Origin of the sequence: Azospirillum soli (assembly GCF_017876165.1) — a bacterium.
Taxonomy (GTDB): Bacteria; Pseudomonadota; Alphaproteobacteria; order Azospirillales; family Azospirillaceae; genus Azospirillum; species Azospirillum soli.
On the sequence record NZ_JAGINQ010000003.1, the window covers coordinates 321,136 to 347,571 of the forward strand.

The following is a 26,436-nucleotide window of genomic DNA, read 5'->3' on the forward strand; positions in this document are numbered from 1 at the left end:
AGTCCGGAGGATGCCCATGGCCGCCATCGACGCTCGCTCGGAACTCGACATGAAGGCCCCCGGCCTCTGGCGGCTGGTCCGCGAGGATGTGGCCTGCATCTTCGACCGCGACCCGGCCGCGCGCAACACGCTGGACGTGCTGACCTGTTACCCCGGCATCCATGCGCTGATCGTCTATCGCCTTGCCAACGCCGCGTGGCAGCGGGGCCTGCGCTGGCCGGCACGCTTCCTGTCTTACTTGGCGCGCGGCGTCACCAACATCGACATCCATCCCGGCGCCACCATCGGCCGCCGCTTCTTCATCGACCACGGCGCCTGCGTGGTGATCGGCGAAACGGCGGAAGTCGGCGACGACGTGACGATCTATCACGGGGTGACGCTCGGCGGCACCTCCTGGACCAAGGGCAAGCGCCACCCGACGCTGAAGGACGGCGTTCTGGTCGGGGCCGGGGCCAAGATCCTGGGCCCGATCACGGTCGGCGCCGGCTGCCGCGTCGGCGCCAACTCGGTCGTTACCAAGGACGTGCCGGACGGCATGACGGTGGTCGGCATCCCCGGCCGCGTCGTCCGGCCCGACACGCAGCGCCGTCTGGCCGCGCACGGCATCGACCTGGACCACCATCTGATGCCGGACCCGGTCGGCAAGGCGATTTCCTGCCTGATCGACCACATCAACCGCATCGAGGCGCGGCTGGAGGCGCACGCCGCCGAAGAGGCCGCGCGCCCCCTCACCCCGCTCGGCAGGATCGCGCTGGACGGCGTTTCCTGCGACGCCTGCGGCAACATCTGCGACCAGGAACACACCTCTTGCACAGGAGCCCTGACATGAGCTTCAAGGACGATCTGGACGATCTGGAGACTGCCGAGGACTTCCTGCGCTTTCTCGGCGTCCGCTACGAGCAGCGCGTGGTCAACGTGAACCGCCTGCACATCCTGCAGCGCTTCCACGACTATCTGGCCGCCGACACCGGCCTGGAGTCCCTGGACGACGAAGGCATGGCGGCCCGCTACCAAACCCATCTGGAGCGCGCCTATCAGGACTTCGTCGTGTCCAACGCCATCGCGGAGAAGACCTTCAAGGTCCACAAGGACGAGGCGCGCCGGATGGCCGACCGCTTCGTGCCGCTGGACGCGCTGCTCACCCCGACCGCGTGACGAGTCCGCGCAGCTCGGCCGCCACGCGGTCGAGCACCGGCTGCCAGTCGTCCAGCCGGTCCTGGCGGAACACGCGGGCGGTCGGGTACCAGGGGCTGTCCTCGCGCCCGATGATCCAGCGCCAGCACCCGTCGAAGCGGGACAGCACCCACACCGGCACGCCCAGCGCGCCGGCCAGATGCGCCACCGCCGTATCGACGCTGATGACGAGGTCGAGCCGGCGCACCAGCGCCGCCGTGTCGGCGAAATCCGCCGCCTGATCCATCACGTCCAGAATGCGCCCCGCGAAGGGAGCCTGACGCGCCTGTTCGGCGGCGGTACCTTTTTGCAGACTGACGAGGCGCAGACCGGGGATCTCCAGCAGCGGCGCGAAGCCGGCCAGCGGGATGCTGCGGCGCTTGTCCGCGCGGCTCCAGCGCGCGTCGGCCACGTGCGGATCCCCCGCCCAGACCAGCCCCACCGTCAGCGCCCCCTCGCCCGCCGGCCACAAATCAGCGAAGCGGTCTTCACCGGCGGCGGTGCCGTCCAGGTAAGGCACCTCGGCCGGAACGGTGGCGAGCGACGTGCCGAACAGCGCCGGCAGGCTCATCAACGGACAGAACAGGTCGAAGTCGGTTGCCCCGCCCAGCGGGTGCACCTCGGCGATGCCCTCCACGCGGGCGAACAGGCGGGTCAGCGCCGGCAGGCATTCCACCACCACCCGGCCGCCGGCCTGCGCGACCATCGACGCGTAACGGATGAACTGGATGGCGTCGCCATGCCCTTGCTCCCCATAGAGCAGGACGGTGCGTCCCTCCAGCGGCTCCCCGCGCCACCAGGGTCGACCCCGCTCGGGAATGGTCACGCCGCATTGGAAGCGCGCCTCGAAGGCCGGCCAGCCGTCCTCATATTGCCCGGTGATCAGCAGCGCGTGGGACAGGTTGTAGCGGACATCCGCATTCCCAGGATCGAGCCGCGCCGCCCGCCGGTAGGCCGCAACGGAATCGCCGTGCCGATCCAGGTCGCCCAGCGTGACGCCCAGGTTGAACCAGGGCGTCGCCTCGCCCGGCGCCACGGCCAGCGCCGCCCGGTACAGCCCCACCGCCTCGTCAAACCGGCCGGACGACTTCACCGCGTTGGCAAGAGCGAGGCGCGCCGTCGCGTGCTCCGGCTGCGCCAATAGGAGGGCTCGGAACACCGTCTCCGCCGACGCGGGATCACGGGCGGCCAGATGCAGCCCGCCGAGCAGCAGCGCGATCTGCCCGTCGCGCGGGTCCAGCGCGGCGGCGCGCCGCATCGGCGCGAGGGCTTCGGCAACCCGGCCGGTATCGCGCATGGCCAGCGCCAGATTGCCCCAGGCCGTCTCGTCGTCCGGACGCACGGTCAGGGCGGCGCGGTAACAGGTCACGGCCAAGGCGGGGTGTCCAAGATCGTACAAGGCGTCGCCGGCCGCGCGCAGACCGGCCGCCACGGCGGGCCAGTCGCCGCGCGTCGCCTTCGCCAGATTGCCGCGATAGGCGGCCGAGGCCGGGTTGAGCGCGGCGGCCTGTGCGATCAACGTGATCGCCTCGCGCACCTGCCCGCCCTGCGCCCGAACCACGCCCAGCAGATGCAGCGCGTCGGCGTGCAGCGGTTCGGCCGCCAGGATGCGGGAATAGGCGTCGGCCGCCCCGGCCAACTGGCCGGACTGGTGCAGACGGACGGCGTCGGAGAGGAGATCGGCGGTGGCGGACATCGTGGCGGGGAGCTTACACGCCGCGCGGCGGCGCGGCCACAACCGCTGTTGCGAAGCCGACATCGGAGCGGATTGTCGTCTTTGCGACAATGTCGGGGCAGCGCCTTACCCAAGCGTTTTCAACGGTCTAACGCAGTTGCGAACGGATGGCACGGCGCTTGCTGTTCTGGCCATCGCCGCTCCGGGACGGGCGGCCGACAGCAAGGAGACCGGGATGCACATCGTTGTCTGTATCAAGCAGGTGCCCGACAGCGCCCAGATTCGCATCCACCCCGTGACGAACACGATCATGCGGCAAGGCGTCCCGGCCATCATCAACCCCTTCGACCTCTTCTCGCTGGAAGAGGCTCTGCGGATCAAGGACAAGGTCGGCGCGCGCGTCACGGTCCTGACCATGGGACCGCCGATGGCCGAAACGTCGCTGCGCAAGGCGCTGTCGCTGGGTGCCGACGATGCGGTTCTGCTGACCGACCGCAAGTTCGCGGGGTCGGACACGCTGGCGACCTCCTACGCGCTGACCTCCGCCATCCTGAAGCTGTCGGAGGAGGATCCGGTCGATCTGGTCTTCTGCGGCAAACAGACCGTGGACGGCGACACCGCGCAGGTCGGCCCGGGCATCGCCACGCGGCTGGGCTTCCAGCAGCTGACCTACATCACGAAGATCGAGGACCTGAACCTCGATGCCAAGGAAATCGTGGTGCAGCGCCGCGCCGAAGGCGGCGTGCAGGTGCTGAAGACCAAGCTGCCCTGCATGATCACGATGCTGGAAGGCACGAACACCATCCGCTTCGGCAAGATGGACGACATGTTCCGCGCCGCCCGCTACCCGCTGAAGACCTGGAGCAAGGACACCACCGGCGCCGAGGAGACCAAGGTCGGCCTCAAGGGCTCGCCGACCGTCGTGTCGAAGGTCTTCGTGCCCAAGCCGCTGGCCCAGAAGGCTACGATGATCGAGGCCGAGGGCGGCAGCCCGGAGGCGCTGGCCTCGGCCGCCGTCGAGGCCATCTTCGGCGCCCAGCCCAAGCTCGCCGACGATCTGCTCGCCCGCGCCGCGGCCGGGCTGTGACGCGCGCTCATTCCCCGATCTTTCGCCCCAAGATTTCTCGCCGGAGTATCCGCCGATGAGCGAACCAAGCAAGCCGCAGGGACGCAAGTTCCAGCTTCCCGAACACCTGAAGGTCTACAAGGACGTGTGGGTGATCGTGGAGCAGGAGCGCGGCATCGTCCATTCCGTGTCGCTGGAGCTTCTGGGCGAGGCCCGCAAGCTGGCCGACAAGCTGGGCGTCGAGGTCGGCGCCGTGGTGCTGGGCGCGGAAGGGCCGGACCTGAACCGCATCTGCGCCGACAGCTTCTCCTATGGCGCGGACATCGTCTACAAGGTCACCGACCCGGTCCTGTCCGATTACCGCACCGACCCGTACTGCCGGGTGATGACCGACGTGGTCAACGCCTACAAGCCGGAAATCGTGCTGCTGGGCGCCACCACGCTGGGCCGCGACTTGGCGGGCGCCATCGCCACCACGCTGGCGACCGGCCTGACGGCGGATTGCACGGAACTCGACATCTACATGGACAACCGCTCGCTGGCGGCCACGCGCCCGACCTTCGGCGGAACGCTTCTCTGCACCATCCAGACGCTGGCCTACCGCCCGCAGATGGCCACCGTCCGCCCCCGCGTGATGTCCATGCCGGAACGCGACGACAGCCGCGTCGGTCGCATCGTCGAGGTGTTCCCGCAGCTGCGCGAAGACGACGTCGTCACGAAGGTGCTGAACTTCATCGCCGACCGCGAGCAGAACGAGGCGCAGCTGGCCTTCGCCGACATCATCGTCGCGGCCGGCAAGGGGTTGGGTAAGCCGGAGAACCTGAAGCTGGCCTTCGACCTTGCCAAGGTGCTGGGCGCCGAGGTGGGCGTGACGCGCCCGCTGGTGCAGGCCGGCTGGACCACCTTCGACCGTCAGGTCGGGCAGACCGGCAAGACCGTGCGCCCGAAGCTGTACATCGCCGCCGGCATCTCCGGCGCCATCCAGCATCGCGTCGGCATGGAAAAGTCCGACCTGATCCTGGCGATCAACACCGACCCGAACGCGCCGATCTTTGACTTCGCCCACCAGGGCCTGGTCGGCGACGCGCTGACGATCCTGCCAGCCCTGACCGACGCCTTCTCCCGGCGCCTGTCGGTCAACCGGCTGGCCGGCTGATATCCGGACGATAAGGAGCCCTAAGGACATGGTCGAAAAGTTCGACGCCATCGTCATCGGTGCCGGCCCGTCCGGCAACGCGGCGACCTACACGCTGGCCAAGCAGGGCCTCAACGTTCTCCAGTTGGAGCGCGGCGAGTATCCCGGCGCCAAGAACGTCCAGGGCGGCATCATGTACGCCGCCGAGCTGGAGAAGATCATCCCGGACTTCCGGGACGACTGCCCGACCGAGCGCCACATCATCGAACAGCGCATCTGGCTGCTGGGCGACGACAACTACATCGGCACCAACTACCGGTCCGAAGCCTTCAACACCGACGCGCCGAACCGCTACACCATCATCCGCGCCAACATCGACAAGTGGTTCTCCGAAAAGATCCGCGAGGCCGGCGGCCTCCAGATCTGCGAGACCACGGTCACGGAGCTGATCCGCGACGCGTCGGGCAAGGTGATCGGCGTGCGCACCGACCGCGAGGGCGGGGAGATCCACGCCGACGTGGTCATCATGGCCGACGGCGTGAACGCCCTGCTCGCCCGCCGCGCCGGCTATCAGGAGGAACTGGAGCCGCAGAACGTGGCGCTGGCGGTCAAGGAAATCCTGTTCATCGATCCCCAGCTGATCCAGCAGCGCTTCGGCCTGAAGGGCGACGAGGGCGTGGTCATCGAGATCATGGGCAAGGTGACCAAGGGCATGGTCGGCACGGCGTTCCTGTACACCAACAAGGAATCGCTGACGATCGGCATCGGCTGTCTGATCTCCGACTTCAAGCACGGCAGCTGCCCGCCGTACAAGATGCTGGAGGATCTGAAGAACCACCCCGTCATCAAGCCGCTGATCGAAGGCGCGGAGATGAAGGAATACGCCGCCCACATGATCCCGGAAGGCGGCTACAAGGCGGTTCCGCAGCTCTACGGCGACGGCTGGATGGTGGTCGGCGACGCCGCGCACTTCAACAACGCCGCGCACCGCGAGGGTTCCAACCTTGCCATGGCCTCGGGCCGCATGGCGGCGGAGACCGTCATCGAGCTGAAGCAGGCCGGCAAGGCGTACACCGCCTCCAACCTTTCGGCTTACAAGAAGAAGCTCGACGACAGCTTCATCATGAAGGACCTCAGGAAGTACCGGAACCTGCCGGGGATCATGCACGAGAACAAGCAGTTCTTCGGCGCCTACCCCGACACCATCACGGCCGCCGCGCACAACTGGTTCACGGTGGACAGCGTGGACAAGAAGACGAAGGAGAAGGAGATCATGAAGTCCTTCGTCAAGAAGCGCTCGGTCTTCGGGCTGGTCGGTGACGCAATCAAGCTGGTGAGGGCCGTGCGATGAGCATCATGGTCAAGGTCGAAGAGAAGCTCTACCAGAACCGCTACATCGTCGATGAAAACCACCCACACATCCGCATCAAGAGCGAGGCGGAGTGCAAGACCTGCGAGACGCAGGCCTGCACCTTCTGCTGCCCGGCGGCCTGCTATTCGAAGAACGAGGCGGGCACCGTGACGCTGGCCACCGACGGCTGCCTGGAATGCGGCACCTGCCGCGTGATCTGCCAGGACAAGGAAAATATTCAGTGGGACTACCCGCGCGGCGGCTACGGCATCAGTTATAAGTTCGGCTGAGGACCGGCCCCTGGGCCTAGGCGCGCCTCAAGGCGTTCGCCCGGGCTCCGGTCGGGTCCCTCTCCTATCCGCCAAGACTAGGGCCCCTCTCCCGCCGCGTTCGGGGGAGGGGCTTTTTCATGACACCGGATTGGCTGCCGTGATGGCCACCGCGATGGCCGCGGGGCTGACGGTTGGCGAACTCGCCTGTTGTACTCATATCTCGTGCAGCGATGCCCCGAAGTGAGGAGACAGGCGATGCACCTTCGTGTCTGTTTCGAAAACATGAAATCGGTCAACGTCAACGACGCGGCCATGATGCGGCATTACGCGGAAAGCTATCTGTCCGACTTTCGCCCGGAATGGGCCGGCTTCATCATGCTGCCCCAGGACGAAACCCGCCGCGCGACCATGGAGCCGGCTTGGCAGATGCTGATCCGCAACGCAACGCCCGACACGGAACGGCAGTTGCTCGACTACGTCCGGCGCAACCCGATGGCGGCCTATCACGTGCATGTCTACCGCAAGGATGTCGGCAACGAGGTGAAGGTTCACTGAGGGCCGCATCCCGCCAGTCCGTTGCACACCCGCCGGGCGAGGCGCTCGCCCGGCGGGTGCCGTCATAGGCTTTAGCCATAGATTTTTTACGGCTTTTTCAGGACATTCGATCTATCCTCGCACCCCAAGGTTCGCGGCGAAGCGGCCAATGCCGCCGTTTCAGACTGGTCCGCGCTTTCGACGGGGGATGCGATGCGGATTACGATCAAGGTTGTCCTGCTGACGGTTCTGGCCCTGCTCGGCGGGCTTTTGGCCTTGAGCGATCTGGTGGGCTTGCGCGCGCTCGGCATCGCGAACAAGGATGTGAAGATCATCTATGAGGACCGCGTCGTCCCGCTGCGCGACCTGAAGATCATCTCCGACGCCTACGCCATCTTCGTCGTGGACGCCTCGCACAAGGCGCGCGACGGCGCCTTCTCCTGGGAAGAAAGCCTCGCCTCGGCGCAGAAGGCCAAGGCCGACATCGGGTCGCGCTGGCAGGCCTACCTCGCAACCTCTCTCGCCCCCGAGGAGGTCGAACTCGTCAACCAGATCAAGCCGCTGATGCTCAAGGCCGACGAGACCGTGGATCGGCTGACCCGCATCCTGACGGCCAAGGACGCTGCGGGGCTCGACACCTTCGTCCGAAAGGATCTGTATCAGACCATCGACCCGGTCACCGACCGCATCGGCAGCCTGATCGACCTGCAGGTCCGCCTTGCCGACGAAAGCTATCGCGAGGCGGTGCAGGCCTACGACGAAGCCCGCCTTGTGTCTTTGCTGCTGCTCGCCGTGGCGGTTCTCGCGGTCCTGGCCGGCGTGCTGGTGGTGACCGGCCGCGTCGTGCGGCCCATCGAAAGCCTGACCGCCGTGATGCAGCGCATGGCCGGCGGCGACTACACGGCGGCGGTGCCGCGCGCCGACTCGCGCGACGAGATCGGCGCGATGGCCCGCGCCGTGGAGGTGTTCAAGGCGAACGGCCTGGATAACCAGCGCTTGCACAGCGAGCAGGAACGCCAGCGCGCCGAAGCCGAAGCCGCCAAGGTCGCCGCCCTGGAGGGCATGGCCGCGACGGTGGAGCGCGAGACTCGCAGCGCCGTGGACCGCGTCGCCGAGCGCACCCAGCGCATGGAAGCCAACGCCGGCGCCATGGCCCACTCGGCCGGCGCGGTCGGCGTGAACAGCCAGTCGGTCGCCGCGGCGGCCGAACAGGCCCTGCGCAACGCCCAGACCGTCGCCTCCGCGACCGAGGAGCTGGCCGCCTCGATCCGCGAGATCGGCACCCAGGTCGGGCAGGCCAGCGACATCACCCGCCGCGCCGTGGCGAGCGGCGAACACGCCCGCGAGACCATCCAGTCGCTGTCCAACGCGGTGACCCGCATCGGCGACGTGGCCCAACTCATCCAGGACATCGCCAGCCAGACCAACCTGCTGGCGCTGAACGCCACCATCGAGGCGGCCCGCGCCGGCGAGGCCGGCAAGGGCTTTGCCGTCGTCGCGTCGGAGGTCAAAAGCCTCGCCAACCAGACCGCCAAGGCGACCGAGGACATCGCGACGCAGATCGCCGAAATCCAGTCGGTCACCGGCAACGCGGTGGCCGCCGTCGGCAGCATCACCAACAGCATCACCGACGTGGACCATGTGGCGGCGACCATCGCCGCCGCCATGGAGGAGCAGGCCGCCGCGACCCAGGAGATCAGCCGCAACGTCAGCGAAACCGCCGACGCCGCGCAGGAGGTCTCGACCCGCATCGCCGAAGTCTCCCGCGAGGCCAGCGCCACCGGCGACCGGGCGGCCGAGGTCCGGACCGTGGCGGACGAGGTGTCGCACAGCATCGACGACCTGCGCAGCGTCCTGATCCGCGTCGTGCGCACCTCCATGACCGAGGTGGACCGCCGCCGCGAGACCCGCTACGGCACCGACCTTCCGGTGCGGGTGGAGGGCACGGCCGGCGGCCGGAGCTGCCGCGCGGTCAACCTGTCCGCCGGCGGCGCCGCGCTGGAGGGCTGGAACGACGCGGTCGCCGGCACGCGCGGCACGCTGCACATCGACGGGTTCAACACCCCGCTGCCCTTCCGTGTGCTGGAGGTGGAGCGCGCCCACTGCCACGTGCGCTTCGATCTGGCGGACGAGGCGCGCACGGCCTTTGAGCAGCGGCTGTCCGCCCTGGTGCGCGAGCGGGGCTTGCGGCCTCTGGCGGCGTAAGGCGGGTTACATCCGCTCGACGAAGGCCGCGACGCGGCTGAGTTCCCGGGCGGTGCGGGCGACGAGGTCGCCCATGCCGTCCAGCCTTCCTTCCACGCAGGCCAGCTCGATCGCATCGCCGACCGCCGCGAGGTCGCGGGCGCCGACCGTGCGGGAGGAGCCGGCGAGCTTGTGCGCGGCCTGCCGCACCTCGTCCCAGGCTCCGGCCTCGAACGCCGTCGCCAGACGCTCCCGCGTCGCGGTGTTGGAGGTGACGAACTCGTCCAGAAGCTGGCGGACGAACTCCGCGTCGCCATCGAACAGGGCGGCCAGCGCCGTCGTGTCAATGGGCGGCAGATCGGACGGCGCCGGGATCCGCGCGGGGGACGGCGCAATGGCCTCAGGCGCTTCCGCCCCCTCGGGGGACGGCAGATGCCGCTCCAGGATGCGGCGCAGCTGGCCGATTTCCAGCGGCTTGGAAATGCTGCCATCCATGCCGGCGGCAAGACACTTCTGCGCCTCGCCCTCCATGGCGTTGGCGGTGATGGCGATGATCGGCAGGCGGGCCGTACCCGTGCCGGCTTCCTCGGCGCGGATGATCCGGGTCAGCTCGAAGCCGTCCATCTCCGGCATCTGGCAGTCGGTCAGCAGCAGCGCGTAGGGGCGGCTGCGCCACATGGCCAAAGCCTGGACGCCGTCCTCCGCCACCTCCGCCGCGTGACCGAGCAGGGCCAACTGGCGCTGGATGACCTGACGGTTGGTCGGGTGATCCTCCGCCACCAGGATCAGGCGACCGGCGGCCAGCGCCTCCTCCACCGAGGGCGCCGCGAGCGGTGCTGCAACGGGCTTTGGCGCCTCTGCCGCGAAGTCGTCGGCGGCGGCGCGGCCGGCGGCAGCCAGCACCGCGCGGACGAGATGCGCACGGCGCACCGGGCGCGCCACGGGGATCGGCCCGCCGGGCTCCGCCGGCTCGACCTGCCGGGTCAGCAGCACGCGCCCGCGCACGGCGCCGCGCGGGTCGGCGTCGAGCGGCGACAGGTCCACGTCGGACGAGGCGACCACAACATCGCAGGCCGTGCCGGGCAGCAGCGTCTTCAACCCGGTGCGCGCGTCGGGCGCGTCCACCAGCAGCGCCCCGTCGGTGTTCAGATAACGGGCGAGGAACTGCCGCTCCTCCGCGTCGGGAACGAGCAGAAGCACCGACACTCCGCCCAGCGGGAAGGACGGGCCGGCGGCCTCGGCCAGATCGGTGTCGGAGGCAAGGTCGGCGGCGAAGGTGAACCAGAAGGTGGCGCCCTGCCCCGGCTCGCTCGACACGCCGATCTCACCGCCCATCAGCTCGGCCAGACGGCGGCAGATGGACAGGCCGAGGCCGGTGCCGCCGAAGCGCCGCGTCGTGGACGCCTCCGCCTGGGTAAAGGGGCGGAACAGCTTGGCCTGATCGTCCTTGGAAATGCCGATGCCGGTGTCGATGACGGTGATGCGGATGGTCGCCCTGCCATCCTCGAACCGCGCCAGTTCGGCCCGGATCTTGACCGAGCCGGAGGGCGTGAACTTCACCGCGTTGCCGGCGATGTTGAACAGCACCTGCCGGATGCGCACCGGATCGCCCATGACGACGGCCGGCAGGTCCGGGTCCACGAAGGTGATGAGCGACAGGTCCTTCTTGCGGGCGCCGGGCGCCAGCGTGTCGGCCACGCCCTCGACCACGGTGGCGAGCGACACCGGCACCCGTTCCAGATCCAGCCGCCCGGCCTCGATCTTCGAGAAGTCCAGGATGTCGTTGATGATGGTCAGCAGCGCGCCCGCCGAATCCCGCACGACCGTGACCAGCTCACGCTGCTCGGCGGAAAGCTGCGTGAACTCCAGCAGTTCCAGCATGCCCTGGACGCCGTTCATGGGCGTGCGGATCTCATGGCTCATGGTCGCCAGGAACAGCGACTTGGCCTGATTAGCAGCTTCGGCGTCGGCGCGCGCGGCCTCCGCCGCCTCGGTCGCCTTGACCAGCGCGCGCGTGCGCTCGGCCACCTGGTTTTCCAGGTTCCGGTTGAGGGTAGTCAGTTCCTCGTAGAGGTGCACATTGTCGAAGCCGACCGCGACCTTGGAGCAGAAGACCTCCAGCAGGCGCCGCTCGTCCTCGGTCAGGGGGCGGGTGTGGCGCAGGTAGAAGATCGTGTCGTGGTGGCGCGAGGTGGAACGGAAGACGAGGACGCTGTGCGTGCGCTCGTACCGGCTGCGCATGTCGGCCAGCGCCTCGGCGACGGCGTCGGCGGCCTCGGCCGGGAGTGCCGCGCGCACCGGCTTGCCGTCGCTGCCCGCGTAGAGCCCGCCGCCGCCGAGCACCAGCGGTTCGCGGTAGGCCGCCCCCTCCCCCTCGGCCCAGCGGCTGCACAGCGCGATGCCGGTGCAGGGGGGGCAGACGCCGTCGATCTGCGACACGGCCCCGCTGACGAACTCCGCCATCGTCCGCTTGTCGAGCAGCGCGGAGGAGGCGTCCAGGATGCGCTCCAGCCCCTGCCGGTGCTCCTCGATGGCGGTGATGTCCTGATAGCCGCGCAACGCCGCGACCACGGAGGTGAACAGCTTCTGCGCCGTCAACTCGGTCTTCGACTTGTAGTCATTGATGTCGTAGTTGAGGATGACGTCGCGCTCCGGCGCTTGGCCGGGCTGTCCGGTGCGCAGGATGATGCGCACACGGCGGTTGTTCATCTCGCTGCGGATGAAGCGGACCAGCCGCAGGCCGGCGTCGTCCGATTCCATGACCACGTCGAGCAGCACCACGGCGATGGCCGGGTTCTGCTCCAGCACCGTGCGCGCCTCCGCCGCCGTGCCGGCGGACAGGAACTGCGCCGGACGGCCTTCAAAGGTGAAACCACGCAGCACCATCTTGGTGGTGGCGTGGATGGCCGGGTCGTCATCGACGATCAGGATGAGCCAGGGTTCCGCTGGTTCGGGCGCCGGGTCCCTCGCCGCAGCCGGTTCGGCGTCCGCGCCCGGCTCGTCATCGGCGAAAAGAAACTCGTCGCTCATCCAATCCTCCGGGCCGGCATTCCTCCGAGCCGGAATGGCCCCGCTGTGCCGCGCTGGTTCGACGGCGGGAAGATATCATAGGCCTTGCGCCCGTGAACAGCGCGCCACCGCCGCACCACAACCCGGCGCAACGTCCCAAACCCCTCAAGGCAAGCCGGACGCCCGCCTACGGCACCTCGTCACGGAAGCGGGCGCGGATGGCATCGATGGCGTCGAGGTTGGCGAAGAACAGATCCACCAGGGCGGGGTCGAAAGCCGTTCCGCGCGAGCCCCGCAGATGCTCCAGCACGCGGTCGAGCGGCCAAGCCAGCTTGTAGGGGCGGACACTCAGCAGGGCGTCGAAGGCGTCGGCCAACGCGACGATGCGGCCTTCCAGCGGAATGGTCTCGCCGGAAAGGCCCTGTGGATAGCCCTGGCCGTCCCACCGCTCATGATGGGTCAATGCGACCACCGCCGCCCGCTTCAGCGCCGAACGGCGCGATGAGACGAGGATGTCGTGCCCAATGCGGGAATGGGTCCGCATGATCGCCCGCTCCTCCTCGTCGAGGGGGCCGGGCTTGTTGAGGATGGCGTCGGGGATGGCGACCTTGCCGATGTCGTGCAGCGACGCGGCCAGCGCCAGATCGCCCGCCTCCTCCACGCCAAGGCCGGCGGCGCGGCCCAGCAGGCGCGCGTACTCGCCGACCCGCCGGGCATGATGCCCAACATGGTGGGAGCGCCGCTCCATCGCCTCCGACAGCATCAGGACGATGTCGCGCTGGGTCTCCTCGATGTCCTGGTGCAGAGTCAGGTTCTCGAAGGCGACGGCGAGGTTGCGTCCGAACAGGCCCAGCAGGTCCGGGTTCACCGGCGCCATGGGGTCCTGGGCCTCAATCCCCAGCAGGGCGCGGTCACCCTTGCGGCTTTCCAGGCACGCGCTGTAGACACCGTTCACGCAGATGCCGTCCGGCTTGGCCGCCGCGTCGCGCAGGGCGCTCGTCAGCGCAGGCGACAGCGCATCGGCCACGGGGCGGCCTTCCTTCCCCGCATAGTCGCCGACACCGGCCAGCAGCATCAGGACGCCGGACCCGCCCGCCGTCGAGGTGGCAACCACGCCCGAGCAGCGGGCGGCGTCCTTGCCGAGATAGAGCAGCCCCTGCAACTGCGCCAGCGCACCGGACGCGAAGCCGGACAGCGTGTGCTCCCGAACGATGGCGGTGGTCGCCTCGACGATCCGCTGGAGCCCACGGCGGTTCTCGTCCAGCGCCCGGATGTCGCGGTAGGAGCGGACGGCCGTGTGCATGGTCGAGTACAGCTTCTCGATGGTCAACTCGGTCTTCTGGGTGTAGCCGTTGATGTCGTGGTCGGTGATGACCTGCCGTTCCGGCGCCAGCCCCGGCTGCCCGGTGCGCAGGACGATGCGGACCATCCGGTCGCCGACCTCCTCCCGGATGCGGCGCACGGCGTCGAGCCCGGCGTGCTCCGTCTCCATCACCACGTCCAGCAGGACGACGGCGATGTCGTCATGGCGGCGGATCGTCTCCACCGCCTCCGCCCCGCTGTAGGCGTCGAGGAATTCCAACTCACGGCCGGCGACGATGAAGTTCCGCAGCGTGAATTTGGTGACGGCGTGGACCTCCTCCTCGTCGTCGGCGATCAGCACCTTCCAAGTGGGCCGGGCCTGGGCGATGACCGGCTGGCCCCCGTCGGCAAAGAACGGTTCGGCAAAGAACGGTTCCTCGTCGGCGAACAGCAGGTCGTCGTCGGGATCGGTCGGGCTGGACATGGAAGATTCTGGACTTGAGGCGAACAGCCGACACAGTAACACAACCGCGCGTGCGAAACGGACACGCCGCTTGCGGCTGCGGCAGGTTGCCGCGCGCGCTTGACGGCGGTCAAGGACGCCCGCCCCGGCCCTTCCCAGACTTGCCGGGAACGAGGAATGGGGGGAGCGTAACCATGCAGACCAGTGCCGGCACCACCGCCACCATCGGCCACAACTCCCAGGGGCTGTCCATCGGCGTGGAGGTTCGCCTGTTCAACTCCATGGTCAAGGCCTGCCCCACGGTGCCGCCGCGCTCCGCCGTCACGCTGCCGGCGGGCGGCACGATCGGCGACGTGATCCGCCAGCTGGGCATCCCCGAGCGGGAGATCTTCCTGGTCATGGTCAACGGCCGCGACGTGACGCCGAAGCTGGGCGTGCCGGTGGAAACCGGCCGCGTGCTGGAGGACGGGGACGTGGTCGCCTTCTCCGGCCCGGTGCCCTACAGCTGGGGCTACGGCGCCTGCGTGGTGTAGCCGGCCCGCTAAAAAACGCCTGAAAGGCTGGATTTTCGGGGCCGGCTGCGACAGCCTGTCGGCATGACCGACCTGTTCTCCTGCATCCACGACGCGGCGCCGATCATCTCGGCGCTCGACACCGACGTGGACGGCCTGTTTCCGCCGGGCTTCCACGAGTTGTACGAAGTCCACAGCTACCGCAACGCCGCGCGCATCCTGGCCCACGCCTGCCGGGACGAGTTCGACGAGATCATCGGCAAGCTGATGGAGTTCCGCATCCGCACGGAGGAGATCGTCACCTCCGGCGGCAACAAATCGCGGATCGCCAAGAACATGGAGGATCTGCTCAACCCGCTGGGGTGGAACGAGACGCGCATCCAAGGTGATCTCTTCATCCGCAAGATCATCACCACCCAGGAGCCGCGCCCGGCGGACGGGTCGCGGCGCAAAGGCCCGGCGGCCCGCCAGCACGAGGAGATCTACAAGGTCGAGCGCTTCATCGACGGCCACAAGATCGACTTCGTGAAAGGCCGCGTGTCCTTCGACATGGAATGGAACAGCAAGGACCAGACCTTCGACCGCGATCTCTACGCCGCGCGGACCTTCTACGAGTGCGGGGTGGTCAGCGCGGGCGTGCTGCTGACGCGCAGCGCCGAGCTGGCGCCGCTGTTCCAGGACATCGCCCGGCGCGTGGACATGAAGGACTTCCACAACAAGTACGGCGCCAGCACCACCTGGATGCCGAAGCTGCTCTACCGCCTGAACGCCGGGCGCGGCGGCGGCTGCCCGATCCTGGTGCTGGGCATCCGGCCGGGGCTGGTCGCCGACTTCGAGGAATGGAAACAGGCCCACCCCGTCATCCGGCAGGCCCGTTTCGAGATGAGCGAGGCAGCCTTGGCGGAGGACGAGGACGGCTGAGCCTCAGTCGGCCGTCACGCCGCGATCCGCTGCGGAGTTGTAGGCGTAGGTCTTCCAGGTCGGTTCGTAGGAATCGTCAGCCTGGTTGCCCCAGACGGCCCAGCTCGGCCGGGCGCCGCGGGCGAACATCTCCAGATAGGGGCCGGGGCTGCACGCCTCGATCAGTTCATACTGCTCGTCGGGCTTGCGGGAATGCTCGCGCTTGCGGGTGCCGATGTAGTTCACCTGCGTGCGGCCGGGGGGCAGCGTGCGGGCGTTCTTGCCGCGCACGCCGAACAGGATCAGCTCCGTCACGTTGCGGAAGTAGAACCCCACCCCGCGCCCGTCCGAGCCGCCGTCCTTGCGCACCTTGTGCCAGACGATGTTGGTCTTGTACTCGAACCCCCAGGCCTGCATGACCTGAAGCCCTTCCGGCAGCAGGGCGTTGGGCACCCACAGATAGAGGTGCGCGGTCGGCGCGACGATGCCGGCGACGGGCAGCGCGCAGATCTCCTCCACCGTCATGGTGCCATAGCGGGACAGGCGGCGGTGCTCCGGCGCCATCTTGCCGGTGCGGTTGACGAAGCGCCAGGGCGGGTCGGCCATCACGGTGGCGAAGCGCCGGTCCTTGGCGAAATCGGCCAGATCCTGCACGGGGTTCAGCGTCCGGGTTTCGCCCATCGCTTCGTTGCTCTCTTTGGACTGCATGGTGGGCGTCACAGGGTCGGCGTTATGGGAGTGGGCGTTATGGGATGGACGCGTCATTCCGGGCGCGTGCGCTGATAGTGTTCCCAAACCTCCACGAACAGCTCGTGCGGTTCAAGCCCGCGCATCGCGGCGGCGGCCTTGAACTGCCGCTTCACCCCCGTGGGGATGCGGACCTGCAACGGTTCCTTGTCGGAAACGGAGCCGGAGCGGCGGCGCGAGCCGGCCTCTTGACCGGTGTTGGGCCAGTCGGTGTTGGGTTGGCCGGCGTTGGGCTGATCGGTGTTCATGGGATGCGCATGCTTGCATGCACGCCTGCGAACCGTCAAGCCGACGCTGGCCCCGAATGGGTCAGTCGCGTTCGGCGTCCGCCCCCTCCTCGTCCACATGGCAGAAGCGGCGCAGATCGTCCAGGTCGGCGACGGACACGGTGCCGCCCTGCGTCTCCACCCCGACGCCGCGCAGCTTGGCCAGCGCGCGGGAGAAGGTCTCCGGCTGCATGCCGAGGCGCCGCGCGATCAGCGCCTTGTCGAAGGGCAGCGCGAACACGGCCGAACCCGGCCCCTCCGGACAGAAGCGCAGCAGGAAGGTGCCGACGCGCTGCGGCGTGGGTTGGACCTGCAACTGCTCGATCTGCTGAACGAGGTGGCGCAGGCGCACCGACAGCGAGCCCAGCATGGCGAAGGCGATCTGGTCGTCCTCGCGCAGGCAGCGGGCGAAGCCCTCCGCCGTCAGGGTCATGACGCGGGAATCGGCCACCGCCTCGGCGCAGACGGGGAACTTGCCGCTGGCAAACATGGCGGCCTCGGCGAAGGTCTCGCCGGGGGCGACGATGTTCACCACCGCCTCCGACCCGTCGCGGGTCAGCCGGTAGAGCTTCACCCAGCCGTCGAGCAGCACGAAGAAGCGGTCGGCTTCCTCGTCCTGGACGAACAGGGTGGTGCCGCGCGGCACGGTGCGCACCTGGGCGGTGCCGACCAGCAGGGCCAGCGCGCGGTCCGGCAGCCGCCCGAACAGGGCGTTGGAACGGAGCGTGGCGGTGTCCTGAGGGCGCAGACCCGGAATGTCGCCTTTTCCCGAAATGTCGTTCTTCATGATTCCTCCCACCCGTCACGCGGGCGGGCGGCAGTGTAGGACATTGCGGCGGCGGGACGGAAGACGCCGAGGCGCGCCAGCATCACCGCGTTGATGGTCATGCCGACCACGTCGGAGATCATGCCCGGCACCGACCCGATCAGGGCATTGTGGACGAACCAGCACGGCAGGGCCACCGCCATGAACAGGCGCAGCGGCACAACGCGCGTCTGGTAGCGCCCCAGACTGACGAAGGCGAGGCCGAGCGCGGCGAACAGCGACGGCACGCCGTTCCAGGTCAGCGCCGCCCCAACCGCGATCACCGGCAGCAACCCCAGATAGACGAGGCGGAAGCCCGGCCGGGTGCCGAGCGGAATGGCCGCGAGCACCTGCGCCGAGGCCAGCGCGTTCATCACGGCCCCTGTCGTCGCACCCAGCAGCGCGAAATGAGCGGCGAAGGCCATACAGGTCACCAGCTGGCCCAGCAGGATGCCGCGCCGTCCCCGGAACAGTGGCCAGCTCATCCCCGCGGCGGTGCCGGCGAGGCCGACGGCTTGCGTGAGGGGAGCAGCAAGGAAGGCGTCGAGCATGGCACGAGGATAGGTTGCGGCGACGCTTTGGCAAAGCGACCGTTTCGGGCCGCTGGACGAAGCGGCCGGGACGCTTCTAAGCTCGCCGCCATGAGCACGCCCCAAAACGCACACACGCCCCTGAGGGAACGCCGCGACGGCGCCGTCGTCACCCTCACGCTCGACCGGCCGGACAAGCACAACGCGTTGGACCGGGCGGGCTGGATCGCGCTGGAACGGACCTTCCGCCGCCTGTCGGAGGACGAGACGGTGCGGGTCGTCGTCGTGACCGGGGCCGGCGAGGCGGCCTTCTGCACCGGGGCCGACATCGCGGAGTTCGATCAGGTCCGGTCGAACGCCGCGCAGGCCGCCGAATACGGCACGATGCTGCACGGCGCCCTGCGGGCGGTGCAGGAGTGCCGGCATCCGGTGGTGGCGGCGATCAACGGGCTGTGCGTCGGCGGCGGGCTGGAACTGGCCTGCGTCTGCGACCTGCGCATCGCCGCCGACCACGCGCGCTTCGGGGTACCGGTCAAGAAGCTGGGGCTGGTCGTGGCCTATGAGGAACTGGCCCCGCTGGTCGATTTGGTGGGCGGCGCGCAGGCTCTGCGGCTGCTGCTGGAGGGGCGCATCATGGACGCGGCGGAGGCGCTGCGCATCGGGCTGGTTGGGCAGGTCGTCGCGAAAGCCGACTTCACGGCGGCGGTTGCCGAATCGGTCGGGCTGATCGCGGAAGGCGCGCCGCTGGTCGCCCGCTGGCACAAGCGCTTCGTGCGGAACCTCGTGGCGAAGACGCCGCTGACCGAAGCGGACCGGGCGGACAACTACGCCTGCTTCGACACCGAAGATTTCCAGGAGGGCCGCGCCGCCTTCCTCGCCAAACGCAAACCCGTGTTCAAAGGACGCTGAGCCATGCCCGGACCGCTGGAAGGACTGCGCGTCATCGACCTGACGCACATCATGGCCGGGCCGGCCTGCTGCCTGATGCTGGCCGACATGGGCGCCGACGTGGTGAAGGTGGAGAAGTTCCCCGGGGGCGACGACACCCGCCGCATGGTGCCGCCGACCATCGGCGACCAGTCCGCCGCCTTCATGATGATGAACCGCAACAAGCGGGGAATCGCGCTGGACATCAAGGCGCCGGAGGGGCGCGAGATCCTCACCCGCCTTTTGGAAAAGGCCGACGTGCTGGTCGAGAACTTCCGCCCCGGCACGCTGGAGCGGCTGGGCTTCGGCCGGGCGGACCTGGACCGCATCAACCCGGCGCTGATCTCCTGCTCCCTGACCGGATTCGGGCTGACCGGCCCCTACGCGCAGCGCGGCGGCTTCGACCTCGTGGCGCAGGCGATGAGCGGCATCATGAGCGTGACCGGCGAGGGGCCGGGCAGCCCACCCGTGAAGACCGGTCCGCCGGTGACCGACATCACCGCCGGCATCCTCGCCGCCATGGGCATCCTGGCCGCCTACACGCACCGGCTGAAGACCGGCAAGGGTCAGGCGGTTGACACCTCCCTGTTCGAAGCGGGGATCGCGCTGACCTACTGGCAATCGGCCATGGCGCTGGCGACCGGCAGCGCCCCGACCGCACTGGGTTCCGCCCACCCGCTGACGGCGCCCTATCAGGCCTTTGAAGCGGCGGATGGTTGGCTGGTGGTGGGCGGCGCCAACCAGACGAACTGGCTGCGGCTGGTGGAGGTGCTTGAGGCGCCCGAATTGGCCCAGGACGAGCGCTTCGCCGACAGCGCGGCGCGGCTTACCCATCGGGTGGAGTTGGAAGCGGCGCTGACTCCGCTGTTCCGCCGCCGGACGGTCGCGGACTGGCTGGAACGGCTGGAGCGGATCGGGGTGCCGGCCGGGCCGGTGAACGACATCAACCAGATGCTGGCCGACCCGCAGACGCGCGCCCGCGACATGGTCGTCACGGTGGAGCACGCCACGCAAGGTCCGGTCCAGGCGCTGGGCTTGCCGGTCAAATTCTCAGACACGCCGGGCGGTCAAAGCCGGCGCGGAGCGCCCGTGCTGGGCCAGCACACCCGCGAGGTTCTGCGGGAGCTGGGATACACGGACGAACACATCGATGCGCTTGCGGAAAAGCGCATCGTCCATCTGGGCAAAGCCTGATGGTGGGCGAGGCCTAGTCTGGGCGAGATCTAGGAAGCCCGGAAACGAACCGGGGCGCTCCATTGCGGAAGCGCCCCGGCTGTTCTCAAGCTTTAGAGGTACTCGACCTTACCGGCCTCAGGACCCTTCTGGCCCTGGCGGACGGTGACCCGCACCTGATCGCCTTCCTGGAGCGTCTGCATGCCGGAGCGGCGCAGCACGTTCACGTGGACGAAGACGTCCTTGCCACCGGTGGCCGGCGTGATGAAGCCAAAGCCCTTGTCGGCGTTGAACCACTTCACGGTGCCGTCGACTTCCTCGCCGCCGGCGTCGCCGCCGCCGCCCCAGGAGTCATAGCCGCCACGCGGGCCGCCACGGTCGAAACCGCCGCCGCCGGCGCGCGGCGGACGGGGCGAACGGGAGGCCGTGGAGTTGTCCACGGACTGGATGGAAGCGACCTGCGGGCCCTTCGGGCCGCGGGCGAGGTCGCAAACGATGGTGGCGCCTTCGTCGAGCGCGTCATAGCCCGCGGCCTGGACCGCGGAGACATGCAGGAAGGCGTCGGGCGAACCGTCCTCGGGGGACACGAAGCCGAACCCCTTGGTGGGGTTAAACCACTTCACGGTGGCGGTGACGTTGGACTTGGTGATCTCGGGAGCGCGGAAGCCCTGACGGGGCGGGCGGTCGAACATGTGTCTTCAAGCTCATAGAGGATGCCGAATTACCTTTGTCACAGGCGCGGAGCGATCCGTCAAGCACGCCAAAGGCCAGACCTCCCCAACTGCGACATTCGGCCAAGGGGGGACCGGGCTCTCCGGACGGGCGTAGGGCGGATGCGCCACCCCCGCGACGGGCCTTCCTGGGAAGGACCGGGCGCAAGGATAGTTTGGTATTTTGAAAGAAGTTTCAAGCGATTACGGCGTGTCCGCCGTGTTTTTGCCGCCTGTTCTTTGTGCATTGCCCGGCGGAATGCACGCGCCCCGGTCTCTGAACAGTAGGAAAGTGAATTTTCTTTTGCGCCGCGCGCCGGCACCCGCCCGGCGGCGTCCTCGCGCGCGCATTGCGGGGCCTCTGCACAATCAGGTGCACCGCCGAGTCGCGTCGTCGGCCCGGCGGTGCGCCACGGGCAGGCCTCACACGAAGCGGAAATCACCCGCGACCAACGCGTCCTTCGACACGCCCAACAGGGTGATGGAGCTTTCCACGCCGCTCGTCGGGTCGGTGAAGCTGATCACCGCGTTGCCGGCGGACATGACCGTGTGGTCGAGCACGGAGTCCACCCCGCCGTCGAAGGACGAGAAGATCCGGCTGTCGAATTCGATCCGATCCTCATTGACCTCGAATCCGCGGATGATGTCGCGGCCGAAGGCGGTGGTGTTGGAGCCGACCTCGCGGTAATAGAGGAAGCCGTCGGCGCCCCCGCCGCCCGTCAGATCGTCGTCGCCCAGTCCGGCCCACAGCGTGTCATCGCCGAGGCCGCCGTCCATGGTGTCGTTTCCGGCGGCGCCGGTCAGGAAATTGGCGCCGGCATCGCCGGTGATCCGGTCGGCTCCCGCCCCGCCGAGCACGTTCTCGACCCCGACCAGGGTGTCGCGCCCGATGTCCGCGCCCGTCGCCGTTCCGGCCGCGAGGTTCACCGTGACCGCCGTCGCGATGCCGGTCAGGTCGTAGGTATCGGAGCCGCCGCCGCCGTCGTAGCTGTCGTTGCCGTCCCCGGCGGTGGCGATGATCCGGTCGTCGCCCAGCCCGGCGGTCACCCGGTCGTCGCCCTTGACGCCGGTGATCGCGTCGATGTCGGCCGTGCCGTCCAGCTTCTCCGCCTTGTCGGTCCCCTGGACCGTGTTGATCGTGTAGAGCGGCCGCATCATCTCGTTGTCCTCGTGGGACAGGATGTGGCAGTGCCAGACATACTCGCCGGGGAGGTCGAACTTTTCGACGATGCGCAGCATCTCGCCGGGAGCCACCCAGACGGTGTCCTGGTTGCCGGTGTCCTCGGGGCGGAGCGGGACCGTGGCGGACGGGTCATAGTCGTTGCCGGTACGGGTCATAGTCGTTGCCGGTGTAGCCGTCGCCGTTCAGGTCGGTCTCGGCCATCCTGTATTTGCCGAGCACCTGAAACTGCACCTGATGCAGGTGGATCGGGTGGGCGTCGGCCGTCGTGTTGTAGATCTCCCAGACCTCGGTCGCGCCGCGCAGCGGGTCCTCGGTGATGGCGTCGTCCCACATGCGCGCGCCGAACTTCGACGGGCGGCCGTTGATGTCGGTGGTGTCCTCGGCCGTGCCGAGCATGGGCATGATGTGCCCGTCCTCGGTCTCGCTCTCGAACAGGCCGAGCTTGCGCACCGTGACCTTGGTCAGGTCCACGGACGCGGTCAGATCCCGATAGCCGGTGTTCAGCGCGCTGCCCCCGACGACCTGCCCGCCCGCGAAGGTCCCGCCCTGCACGGTGGCGAGCGGTGCCGGCGTGTTGGCCGTCACCTGGAACTGCATGATCTCGCCGACCGATGTGCCCTGGGCCGAGCGGGCGTCGCCCTCCAGAACGGGCGACCCGTCCGAGTTCAGCCCCTGGAACGGCGTCCAGGCCGTGCCGAAGTTCTGCAACGTGACCTTGTCGCCGGCCGCGAGCTTGGAGAAGTCCATGACGACGTCGACGCGGTCGCCGGGCGCCAGGACGATCTGCTCATTGTCGGTGCTCTGCCCGTCGCCGTCGTCGATGGTGATCGCCTTGGGCAGCAGGCCGCCGTCGGTCCCGACCAGGGTCATCTTCACGTTCGGATTGTCGAGCCGCAGCGTGTAGAAGCGCGAGTCCGAGCCGTTCAGCAGGTGATAAGTGTAGGTGGTGCGGTCCACGTCCGTCTTCGGCCAGGCCTTGCCGTTGACCAGCAGGAAGTCTCCAGCGAATTCCGGCGTCGCGAAGGGATAGCCGTGGGTGCCGGGAAACTCCTCCCCGACCGTCCCGCCCATGCCCGGAAGCGGGTCGTCCGCCGCGTTGCCGGGCCGGTACAGTTGCCCGTCGGCCGTGAAGGCTCGGTCCTGGATCGCCGCCCCGAACTCATGCTGGGCGTCGGGAAGGACGCTGGCCGGGCGGTTGGCCCGCTGCTGGTCGCCAAGCCCCCGGACCTCACCCATCAATTGGTCGAGGTTGGCGTCGCGCAGCAGGTAAAAGCCCGCCAGTCCCTGATAAACGTTGAGCCGCGTCACGCCGAGCGCGTGGTCGTGGTACCAGAGCGTCGCCGCAGGCTGGCTGTTGTCGTAGGTGTAGACCCCCGAATTCTGCCCCTGCGTGTAGACCGCCTCGGGCGCGCCGTCGAACGGCGCCCGCGTGTGCCCCCCGTGCAGATGGGTGACGAGCGGCACCTTGCCGGCGGCGAAATCGACATCGGCCATGTGCAGGGTGCCGTCAACCGGGATGGAGTCCGGATAGCCGGTGGCCGGCAATTCGTTATTCCAGGTCACCTTGATCGGGACGCCCGACCGGGCGACGATGGTCGGTCCTGGATAGGTCGGGCTGAAGGTGACGCGCTTGCCGTTGATGCTCTCCACACCGTAACCCCAGATGGCGGTCACGGCGCCGAGCGCGTTTCCGTTGTTGTCGTACAGCCCGAGATCCTGCGTGGTCTGCCCCGCGCCGATGACGAGACTGCTGGGGGTGGTGGCGTCGATGGCGGTTGGAACCACCAAGTTGTTGGTGAACTTTTTCTGAGCATCCGGATCAAGAAGCTGCACGGCCATATTCCCCTCCCAATGGCGGACAGAATACGCACCCTCTCCGGCTCACCTCGTGGCCGAATCGTGCCAGTTCTGTTTGGTTGAGTGCGCGCCACGCCGCCAGGCGAATATTACGCCGGTGGAGCAATCGACGCGCATAATCTCTTGTGATGTGTTTTGAAGAGTCTGGAAAAGGCAGACACCAGCACTCGACGGAGAAACGCTAAAATTTTAGGGGTCTTCTCGCAATCCAGAAAGACGGAGTACTGCGCACAGCACGGCCGCGCGATCCATGTTCCGAAAGATGAGCATTGTTCGTGTGCGGCCAAATGTCTGGTTTTAAACGTCCGCCAGCCATTCCCCCAGCTTGGACCAGCGCCGCCGCCCCTGGGTGCCGCGCACGGCCATGGCGAGCGCCTTGCGCTGGCCGATCATCACCACCAGACGCTTGCCGCGCGTCACGCCGGTGTAGATCAGGTTCCGGTGCAGCATGGTGTAGTGCTGGGTCATCACCGGAATGATCACCACCGGGTATTCGGACCCCTGGCTCTTGTGGATCGTCGTGGCGTAGGCCAGCACGATCTCGTCCAACTCGCCGTAGTCGTAGGTCACCGGACGGCCGTCGAACTCGGCGGTCAGGGTGCCTTCCTCCGGGTCGAGGGCCGACACGATGCCGAGGTCGCCGTTGTAGACCTCCTTGTCGTAGTCGTTTTCGATCTGCATGACCTTGTCGCCAACGCCGAAGGTCCAGCCGAACCGCTCGACGCGCGGCTCGACGGGTGGGTTCAGGACGCGTTGCAGTTCGATGTTCAGCGACCGCGCGCCCATGCCGCCACGGTTCATCGGGCAGAGGATCTGCACGTCGCGCACCGGGTCGAAGCCGAATCGGCGGGGAATGCGCCCGCGCACGATCTCGATCAGCTTGGCGATGCCGATTTCCGGCGTGGCGGCCTCGACGAAGTAGAAGTCGCTCTCATCGCCCGCCTTCGGCCAGTCGGGCATATGGCCGGCGTTGATGCGGTGGGCGTTGACGATGATCCGGCTGGTCGCGGCCTGCCGGAAAATCTCGGTCAGGCGGACGACCGGCACGGCGCCGCAGCCGATCACGTCGCCCAGCACCTGCCCCGGCCCGACCGAGGGCAACTGGTCCACGTCGCCGACCAGCAGCAGCGCGGCACGCGGCGGCACGGCGCGCAGCAGCGCGTTCATCAACGGCACGTCCACCATGCTGGTCTCGTCCACCACCAGCAGGTCGCAGTCCAGCGGGTTGGTCTCGTCGCGCTTGAAGCCGCCGGCCTGCGGGTCGGTCTCCAGCAGGCGATGGATGGTCTTGGCCTCCATCCCCGTGCTTTCGCTGAGCCGCTTGGCGGCGCGCCCGGTGGGGGCGGCCAGCGCGATGGAGACGTCCTTGGCCTTCAGGATCGTCAGGATGCTGTTGACCAGCGTCGTCTTGCCGACGCCAGGGCCGCCGGTGATGACCAGCAGCTTTGAGGACAGGGCTTGCCGCAACGCCTCGCGCTGGCTGTCGGCGAGCGTGATGCCGGCCTTTTCCTCCGCCCAGGGGATCGCCTTGGCGGCGTCGATGGGCGGCCAGGGAACCCGGCCGGAGGCGAGACGGCGCAGCCGGTCGGAAATCGCCTGTTCGGCGCGGTAGAGGCCGGTCAGGAAGACGCAGGGCTCCTCCGCCAGCGTGTCGGCGACGACGGTGCCCTCCTTCAACTCCAGGGCCAGCGCGTCCTCGATGATGGCGGGGTCGATCTCCAGCAGCTTGGCGGCCAGCGGGATCAGCTGCGCGGTGGGCAGGCCGCAATGCCCCTGGTCGGTCGCCTCGGCCAGCGCGTAGGTGATGCCGGCGCGGGCACGGATCATGGCGGTCTTCTCGATGCCCAGGCGGGCGGCGACGGCGTCCGCCGTCTTGAAGCCGATGCCCCGGATGTCGCGGGCGAGGCGGTACGGGTTCTCGGTGATCAACTGGATGGCGTCCGGCCCGTAGGTCTTGAAGATGCGCACCGCGCGCGAGGTGCCGACCCCGTGGCTGTGCAGGAAGACCATGATTTCCCGGATCACCTTCTGGTCGGCCCAGCCGGCGATGATGCGCTGGGCGCGCTTCGGCCCGATGCCGGTGACCTGCAGCAGCTTGTCCGGTTCCTGCTCGATCACGTCGAACACGGCGTCGCCGAACGCCTTCACCAGCTTCTTGGCATAAACCGGCCCGATGCCCTTGATGAGGCCCGATCCCAGATACTTCTCTATTCCCTCGGCGGTGGTCGGCGGCGTGGCGCGCAGGAAGTCCGCCTTGAACTGGAGGCCATGGTTGCGGTCGTTGACCCAGGCCCCGGCCGCCTGGACGAACTCCCCCGCGCTGATCGAGGCGGCATGGCCGACCACGGTCACGAGGTCGCGCTGCCCGCGCACCTTCACGCGCAGCACGCAGAAGCCCGTCTCGGGGCTGTGGAAGGTGACGCGCTCGACGAGGCCCGAAAGCGGTTCGCGGGTGGCATCGGTCTGGGCGGGCAGGCTCATGGTCTGAAACATAGGCACTTCCGGCCCGATGGGGGAGTTCCTCCCTTGGCCTTTCTCCCTTGGCCTAGCGCGCCCGGGGATCGGACAAATAGAAGGAAGACCTTGGGCCGTCGAATGTGTAATTTGTCGCCCAAGGCCCGCCCCCTCCCGGCACGAGGCGCGGGCATGCGGTGAAAACACG

The 26,436-nt window shown here is 68.3% G+C and carries 23 protein-coding genes; 12 read left to right on the forward strand and 11 right to left on the reverse strand.

Translation table 11 applies throughout. The annotated features are described in order from the left end of the window. The first annotated feature begins 16 nt into the window (after positions 1-16). Entirely contained in the window at positions 17-829 is an 813-nt protein-coding gene (gene cysE, locus J2852_RS07045; protein WP_209872987.1) for a serine O-acetyltransferase, read from the forward strand. Continuing rightward, entirely contained in the window at positions 826-1,155 is a 330-nt protein-coding gene (gene nifW / locus J2852_RS07050) for a nitrogenase-stabilizing/protective protein NifW (RefSeq protein ID WP_209872990.1), read from the forward strand. Before cysE ends, nifW begins: the two co-directional genes overlap by 4 nt. Here nifW and J2852_RS07055 read toward each other — a convergent pair. Next, positions 1,139-2,869 carry a tetratricopeptide repeat protein gene (locus J2852_RS07055; protein ID WP_209872993.1) on the reverse strand — a complete coding sequence of 577 codons (1,731 nt, stop codon included), beginning with the start codon at positions 2,867-2,869 and terminating at the stop codon, positions 1,139-1,141. The two genes, nifW and J2852_RS07055, sit on opposite strands and share 17 nt — an antisense overlap. A 214-nt stretch (positions 2,870-3,083) precedes the next feature. On the opposite strand from J2852_RS07055, the gene J2852_RS07060 reads away from it, so the two are divergent. From J2852_RS07060 to J2852_RS07085, 6 genes are all read left to right on the forward strand, one after another. After that, on the forward strand, positions 3,084-3,935 hold the full coding sequence (locus tag J2852_RS07060) for an electron transfer flavoprotein subunit beta/FixA family protein (RefSeq protein WP_209872996.1): 852 nt from the start codon (positions 3,084-3,086) through the stop codon (positions 3,933-3,935). A gap of 55 nt (positions 3,936-3,990) precedes the next feature. Further along, positions 3,991-5,070 carry an electron transfer flavoprotein subunit alpha/FixB family protein gene (locus tag J2852_RS07065; protein ID WP_209872999.1) on the forward strand — a complete coding sequence of 360 codons (1,080 nt, stop codon included), beginning with the start codon at positions 3,991-3,993 and terminating at the stop codon, positions 5,068-5,070. Positions 5,071-5,098: 28 nt separating this feature from the next. Then, on the forward strand, positions 5,099-6,400 hold the full coding sequence (locus J2852_RS07070) for an FAD-dependent monooxygenase (RefSeq protein ID WP_209873002.1): 1,302 nt from the start codon (positions 5,099-5,101) through the stop codon (positions 6,398-6,400). After that, a complete protein-coding gene (locus J2852_RS07075; RefSeq protein ID WP_209873005.1) occupies positions 6,397-6,690 on the forward strand; it encodes a ferredoxin family protein in 294 nt (97 codons plus the stop codon). The genes J2852_RS07070 and J2852_RS07075 overlap by 4 nt, the downstream gene beginning before the upstream one ends. Before the next feature lie 237 nt (positions 6,691-6,927). Next, complete coding sequence (locus J2852_RS07080; protein ID WP_209873008.1) at positions 6,928-7,227, forward strand: hypothetical protein; 300 nt, start codon at positions 6,928-6,930, stop codon at positions 7,225-7,227. Positions 7,228-7,419: 192 nt separating this feature from the next. Continuing rightward, entirely contained in the window at positions 7,420-9,411 is a 1,992-nt protein-coding gene (locus J2852_RS07085) for a methyl-accepting chemotaxis protein (RefSeq protein WP_209873010.1), read from the forward strand. Between the two features lie 6 nt (positions 9,412-9,417). Here J2852_RS07085 and J2852_RS07090 read toward each other — a convergent pair whose 3' ends face one another. After that, positions 9,418-12,420 (reverse strand): hybrid sensor histidine kinase/response regulator, encoded by a 3,003-nt coding sequence (locus J2852_RS07090; protein ID WP_209873012.1) that lies wholly within the window; start codon positions 12,418-12,420, stop codon positions 9,418-9,420. Positions 12,421-12,586: 166 nt separating this feature from the next. Next, on the reverse strand, positions 12,587-14,185 hold the full coding sequence (locus J2852_RS07095; protein WP_209873014.1) for a response regulator: 1,599 nt from the start codon (positions 14,183-14,185) through the stop codon (positions 12,587-12,589). 173 nt (positions 14,186-14,358) lie between these two features. Between J2852_RS07095 and J2852_RS07100 the strand changes: the two genes are divergently transcribed. Both J2852_RS07100 and J2852_RS07105 read left to right on the forward strand, forming a co-directional pair. Further along, positions 14,359-14,697: a MoaD/ThiS family protein gene (locus J2852_RS07100; protein WP_209873016.1), complete on the forward strand. Its 339-nt coding sequence runs from the start codon at positions 14,359-14,361 to the stop codon at positions 14,695-14,697. A gap of 63 nt (positions 14,698-14,760) precedes the next feature. Beyond that, positions 14,761-15,597: a BglII/BstYI family type II restriction endonuclease gene (locus tag J2852_RS07105; RefSeq protein ID WP_209873018.1), complete on the forward strand. Its 837-nt coding sequence runs from the start codon at positions 14,761-14,763 to the stop codon at positions 15,595-15,597. A 3-nt stretch (positions 15,598-15,600) separates the two neighbouring features. Here the strand turns inward: J2852_RS07105 and J2852_RS07110 are convergent, their stop codons facing one another. The 4 genes from J2852_RS07110 to J2852_RS07125 all read right to left on the reverse strand — a co-directional run bounded on the left by J2852_RS07110 (position 15,601) and on the right by J2852_RS07125 (position 17,945). Continuing rightward, positions 15,601-16,284: an MT-A70 family methyltransferase gene (locus J2852_RS07110; RefSeq protein WP_246499342.1), complete on the reverse strand. Its 684-nt coding sequence runs from the start codon at positions 16,282-16,284 to the stop codon at positions 15,601-15,603. A 53-nt stretch (positions 16,285-16,337) separates the two neighbouring features. Then, positions 16,338-16,571 carry a hypothetical protein gene (locus J2852_RS07115; RefSeq protein ID WP_209873020.1) on the reverse strand — a complete coding sequence of 78 codons (234 nt, stop codon included), beginning with the start codon at positions 16,569-16,571 and terminating at the stop codon, positions 16,338-16,340. A gap of 61 nt (positions 16,572-16,632) precedes the next feature. Further along, a complete protein-coding gene (locus J2852_RS07120) occupies positions 16,633-17,376 on the reverse strand; it encodes a Crp/Fnr family transcriptional regulator (protein ID WP_209873022.1) in 744 nt (247 codons plus the stop codon). Then, entirely contained in the window at positions 17,373-17,945 is a 573-nt protein-coding gene (locus J2852_RS07125) for a YgjV family protein (protein ID WP_209873025.1), read from the reverse strand. Before J2852_RS07125 ends, J2852_RS07120 begins: the two co-directional genes overlap by 4 nt. Positions 17,946-18,035: 90 nt before the next feature. Between J2852_RS07125 and J2852_RS07130 the strand changes: the two genes are divergently transcribed. Together J2852_RS07130 and J2852_RS07135 are read left to right on the forward strand one after the other, a co-directional pair. Next, a complete protein-coding gene (locus J2852_RS07130; RefSeq protein ID WP_209873028.1) occupies positions 18,036-18,833 on the forward strand; it encodes an enoyl-CoA hydratase-related protein in 798 nt (265 codons plus the stop codon). Positions 18,834-18,836: 3 nt separating this feature from the next. Then, entirely contained in the window at positions 18,837-20,045 is a 1,209-nt protein-coding gene (locus J2852_RS07135; protein ID WP_209873031.1) for a CaiB/BaiF CoA transferase family protein, read from the forward strand. 92 nt (positions 20,046-20,137) lie between these two features. On the opposite strand, the gene J2852_RS07140 is transcribed toward J2852_RS07135, so the two are convergent. The 4 genes from J2852_RS07140 to recD2 form a co-directional block, all read right to left on the reverse strand. After that, positions 20,138-20,716: a cold-shock protein gene (locus J2852_RS07140; RefSeq protein ID WP_209873033.1), complete on the reverse strand. Its 579-nt coding sequence runs from the start codon at positions 20,714-20,716 to the stop codon at positions 20,138-20,140. Positions 20,717-21,157: 441 nt separating this feature from the next. After that, a complete protein-coding gene (locus J2852_RS07145) occupies positions 21,158-22,072 on the reverse strand; it encodes a multicopper oxidase domain-containing protein (RefSeq protein WP_209873037.1) in 915 nt (304 codons plus the stop codon). Next, positions 22,047-23,756: a multicopper oxidase family protein gene (locus J2852_RS07150; protein ID WP_209873040.1), complete on the reverse strand. Its 1,710-nt coding sequence runs from the start codon at positions 23,754-23,756 to the stop codon at positions 22,047-22,049. The genes J2852_RS07145 and J2852_RS07150 overlap by 26 nt, the downstream gene beginning before the upstream one ends. Before the next feature lie 315 nt (positions 23,757-24,071). After that, on the reverse strand, positions 24,072-26,267 hold the full coding sequence (gene recD2 / locus J2852_RS07155) for an SF1B family DNA helicase RecD2 (RefSeq protein ID WP_246499343.1): 2,196 nt from the start codon (positions 26,265-26,267) through the stop codon (positions 24,072-24,074). Positions 26,268-26,436: the final 169 nt, after the last annotated feature.

Coding starts and splice junctions, on each gene's coding strand:
- nifW (WP_209872990.1), top strand. CDS start 826: ATGAGCTTCAAGGACGATCTGGACGATCTGGAGACTGCCGAGGACTTC.
- J2852_RS07135 (WP_209873031.1), top strand. CDS start 18,837: ATGCCCGGACCGCTGGAAGGACTGCGCGTCATCGACCTGACGCACATC.
- J2852_RS07110 (WP_246499342.1), bottom strand. CDS start 16,284: ATGCAGTCCAAAGAGAGCAACGAAGCGATGGGCGAAACCCGGACGCTG.
- J2852_RS07150 (WP_209873040.1), bottom strand. CDS start 23,756: ATGGCCGTGCAGCTTCTTGATCCGGATGCTCAGAAAAAGTTCACCAAC.
- J2852_RS07145 (WP_209873037.1), bottom strand. CDS start 22,072: ATGACCCGTACCGGCAACGACTATGACCCGTCCGCCACGGTCCCGCTC.
- J2852_RS07140 (WP_209873033.1), bottom strand. CDS start 20,716: ATGTTCGACCGCCCGCCCCGTCAGGGCTTCCGCGCTCCCGAGATCACC.
- J2852_RS07125 (WP_209873025.1), bottom strand. CDS start 17,945: ATGCTCGACGCCTTCCTTGCTGCTCCCCTCACGCAAGCCGTCGGCCTC.
- cysE (WP_209872987.1), top strand. CDS start 17: ATGGCCGCCATCGACGCTCGCTCGGAACTCGACATGAAGGCCCCCGGC.
- J2852_RS07100 (WP_209873016.1), top strand. CDS start 14,359: ATGCAGACCAGTGCCGGCACCACCGCCACCATCGGCCACAACTCCCAG.
- J2852_RS07070 (WP_209873002.1), top strand. CDS start 5,099: ATGGTCGAAAAGTTCGACGCCATCGTCATCGGTGCCGGCCCGTCCGGC.
- recD2 (WP_246499343.1), bottom strand. CDS start 26,267: ATGTTTCAGACCATGAGCCTGCCCGCCCAGACCGATGCCACCCGCGAA.
- J2852_RS07080 (WP_209873008.1), top strand. CDS start 6,928: ATGCACCTTCGTGTCTGTTTCGAAAACATGAAATCGGTCAACGTCAAC.
- J2852_RS07095 (WP_209873014.1), bottom strand. CDS start 14,185: ATGTCCAGCCCGACCGATCCCGACGACGACCTGCTGTTCGCCGACGAG.
- J2852_RS07060 (WP_209872996.1), top strand. CDS start 3,084: ATGCACATCGTTGTCTGTATCAAGCAGGTGCCCGACAGCGCCCAGATT.
- J2852_RS07065 (WP_209872999.1), top strand. CDS start 3,991: ATGAGCGAACCAAGCAAGCCGCAGGGACGCAAGTTCCAGCTTCCCGAA.
- J2852_RS07090 (WP_209873012.1), bottom strand. CDS start 12,420: ATGAGCGACGAGTTTCTTTTCGCCGATGACGAGCCGGGCGCGGACGCC.
- J2852_RS07085 (WP_209873010.1), top strand. CDS start 7,420: ATGCGGATTACGATCAAGGTTGTCCTGCTGACGGTTCTGGCCCTGCTC.
- J2852_RS07055 (WP_209872993.1), bottom strand. CDS start 2,869: ATGTCCGCCACCGCCGATCTCCTCTCCGACGCCGTCCGTCTGCACCAG.
- J2852_RS07105 (WP_209873018.1), top strand. CDS start 14,761: ATGACCGACCTGTTCTCCTGCATCCACGACGCGGCGCCGATCATCTCG.
- J2852_RS07075 (WP_209873005.1), top strand. CDS start 6,397: ATGAGCATCATGGTCAAGGTCGAAGAGAAGCTCTACCAGAACCGCTAC.
- J2852_RS07115 (WP_209873020.1), bottom strand. CDS start 16,571: ATGAACACCGATCAGCCCAACGCCGGCCAACCCAACACCGACTGGCCC.
- J2852_RS07130 (WP_209873028.1), top strand. CDS start 18,036: ATGAGCACGCCCCAAAACGCACACACGCCCCTGAGGGAACGCCGCGAC.
- J2852_RS07120 (WP_209873022.1), bottom strand. CDS start 17,376: ATGAAGAACGACATTTCGGGAAAAGGCGACATTCCGGGTCTGCGCCCT.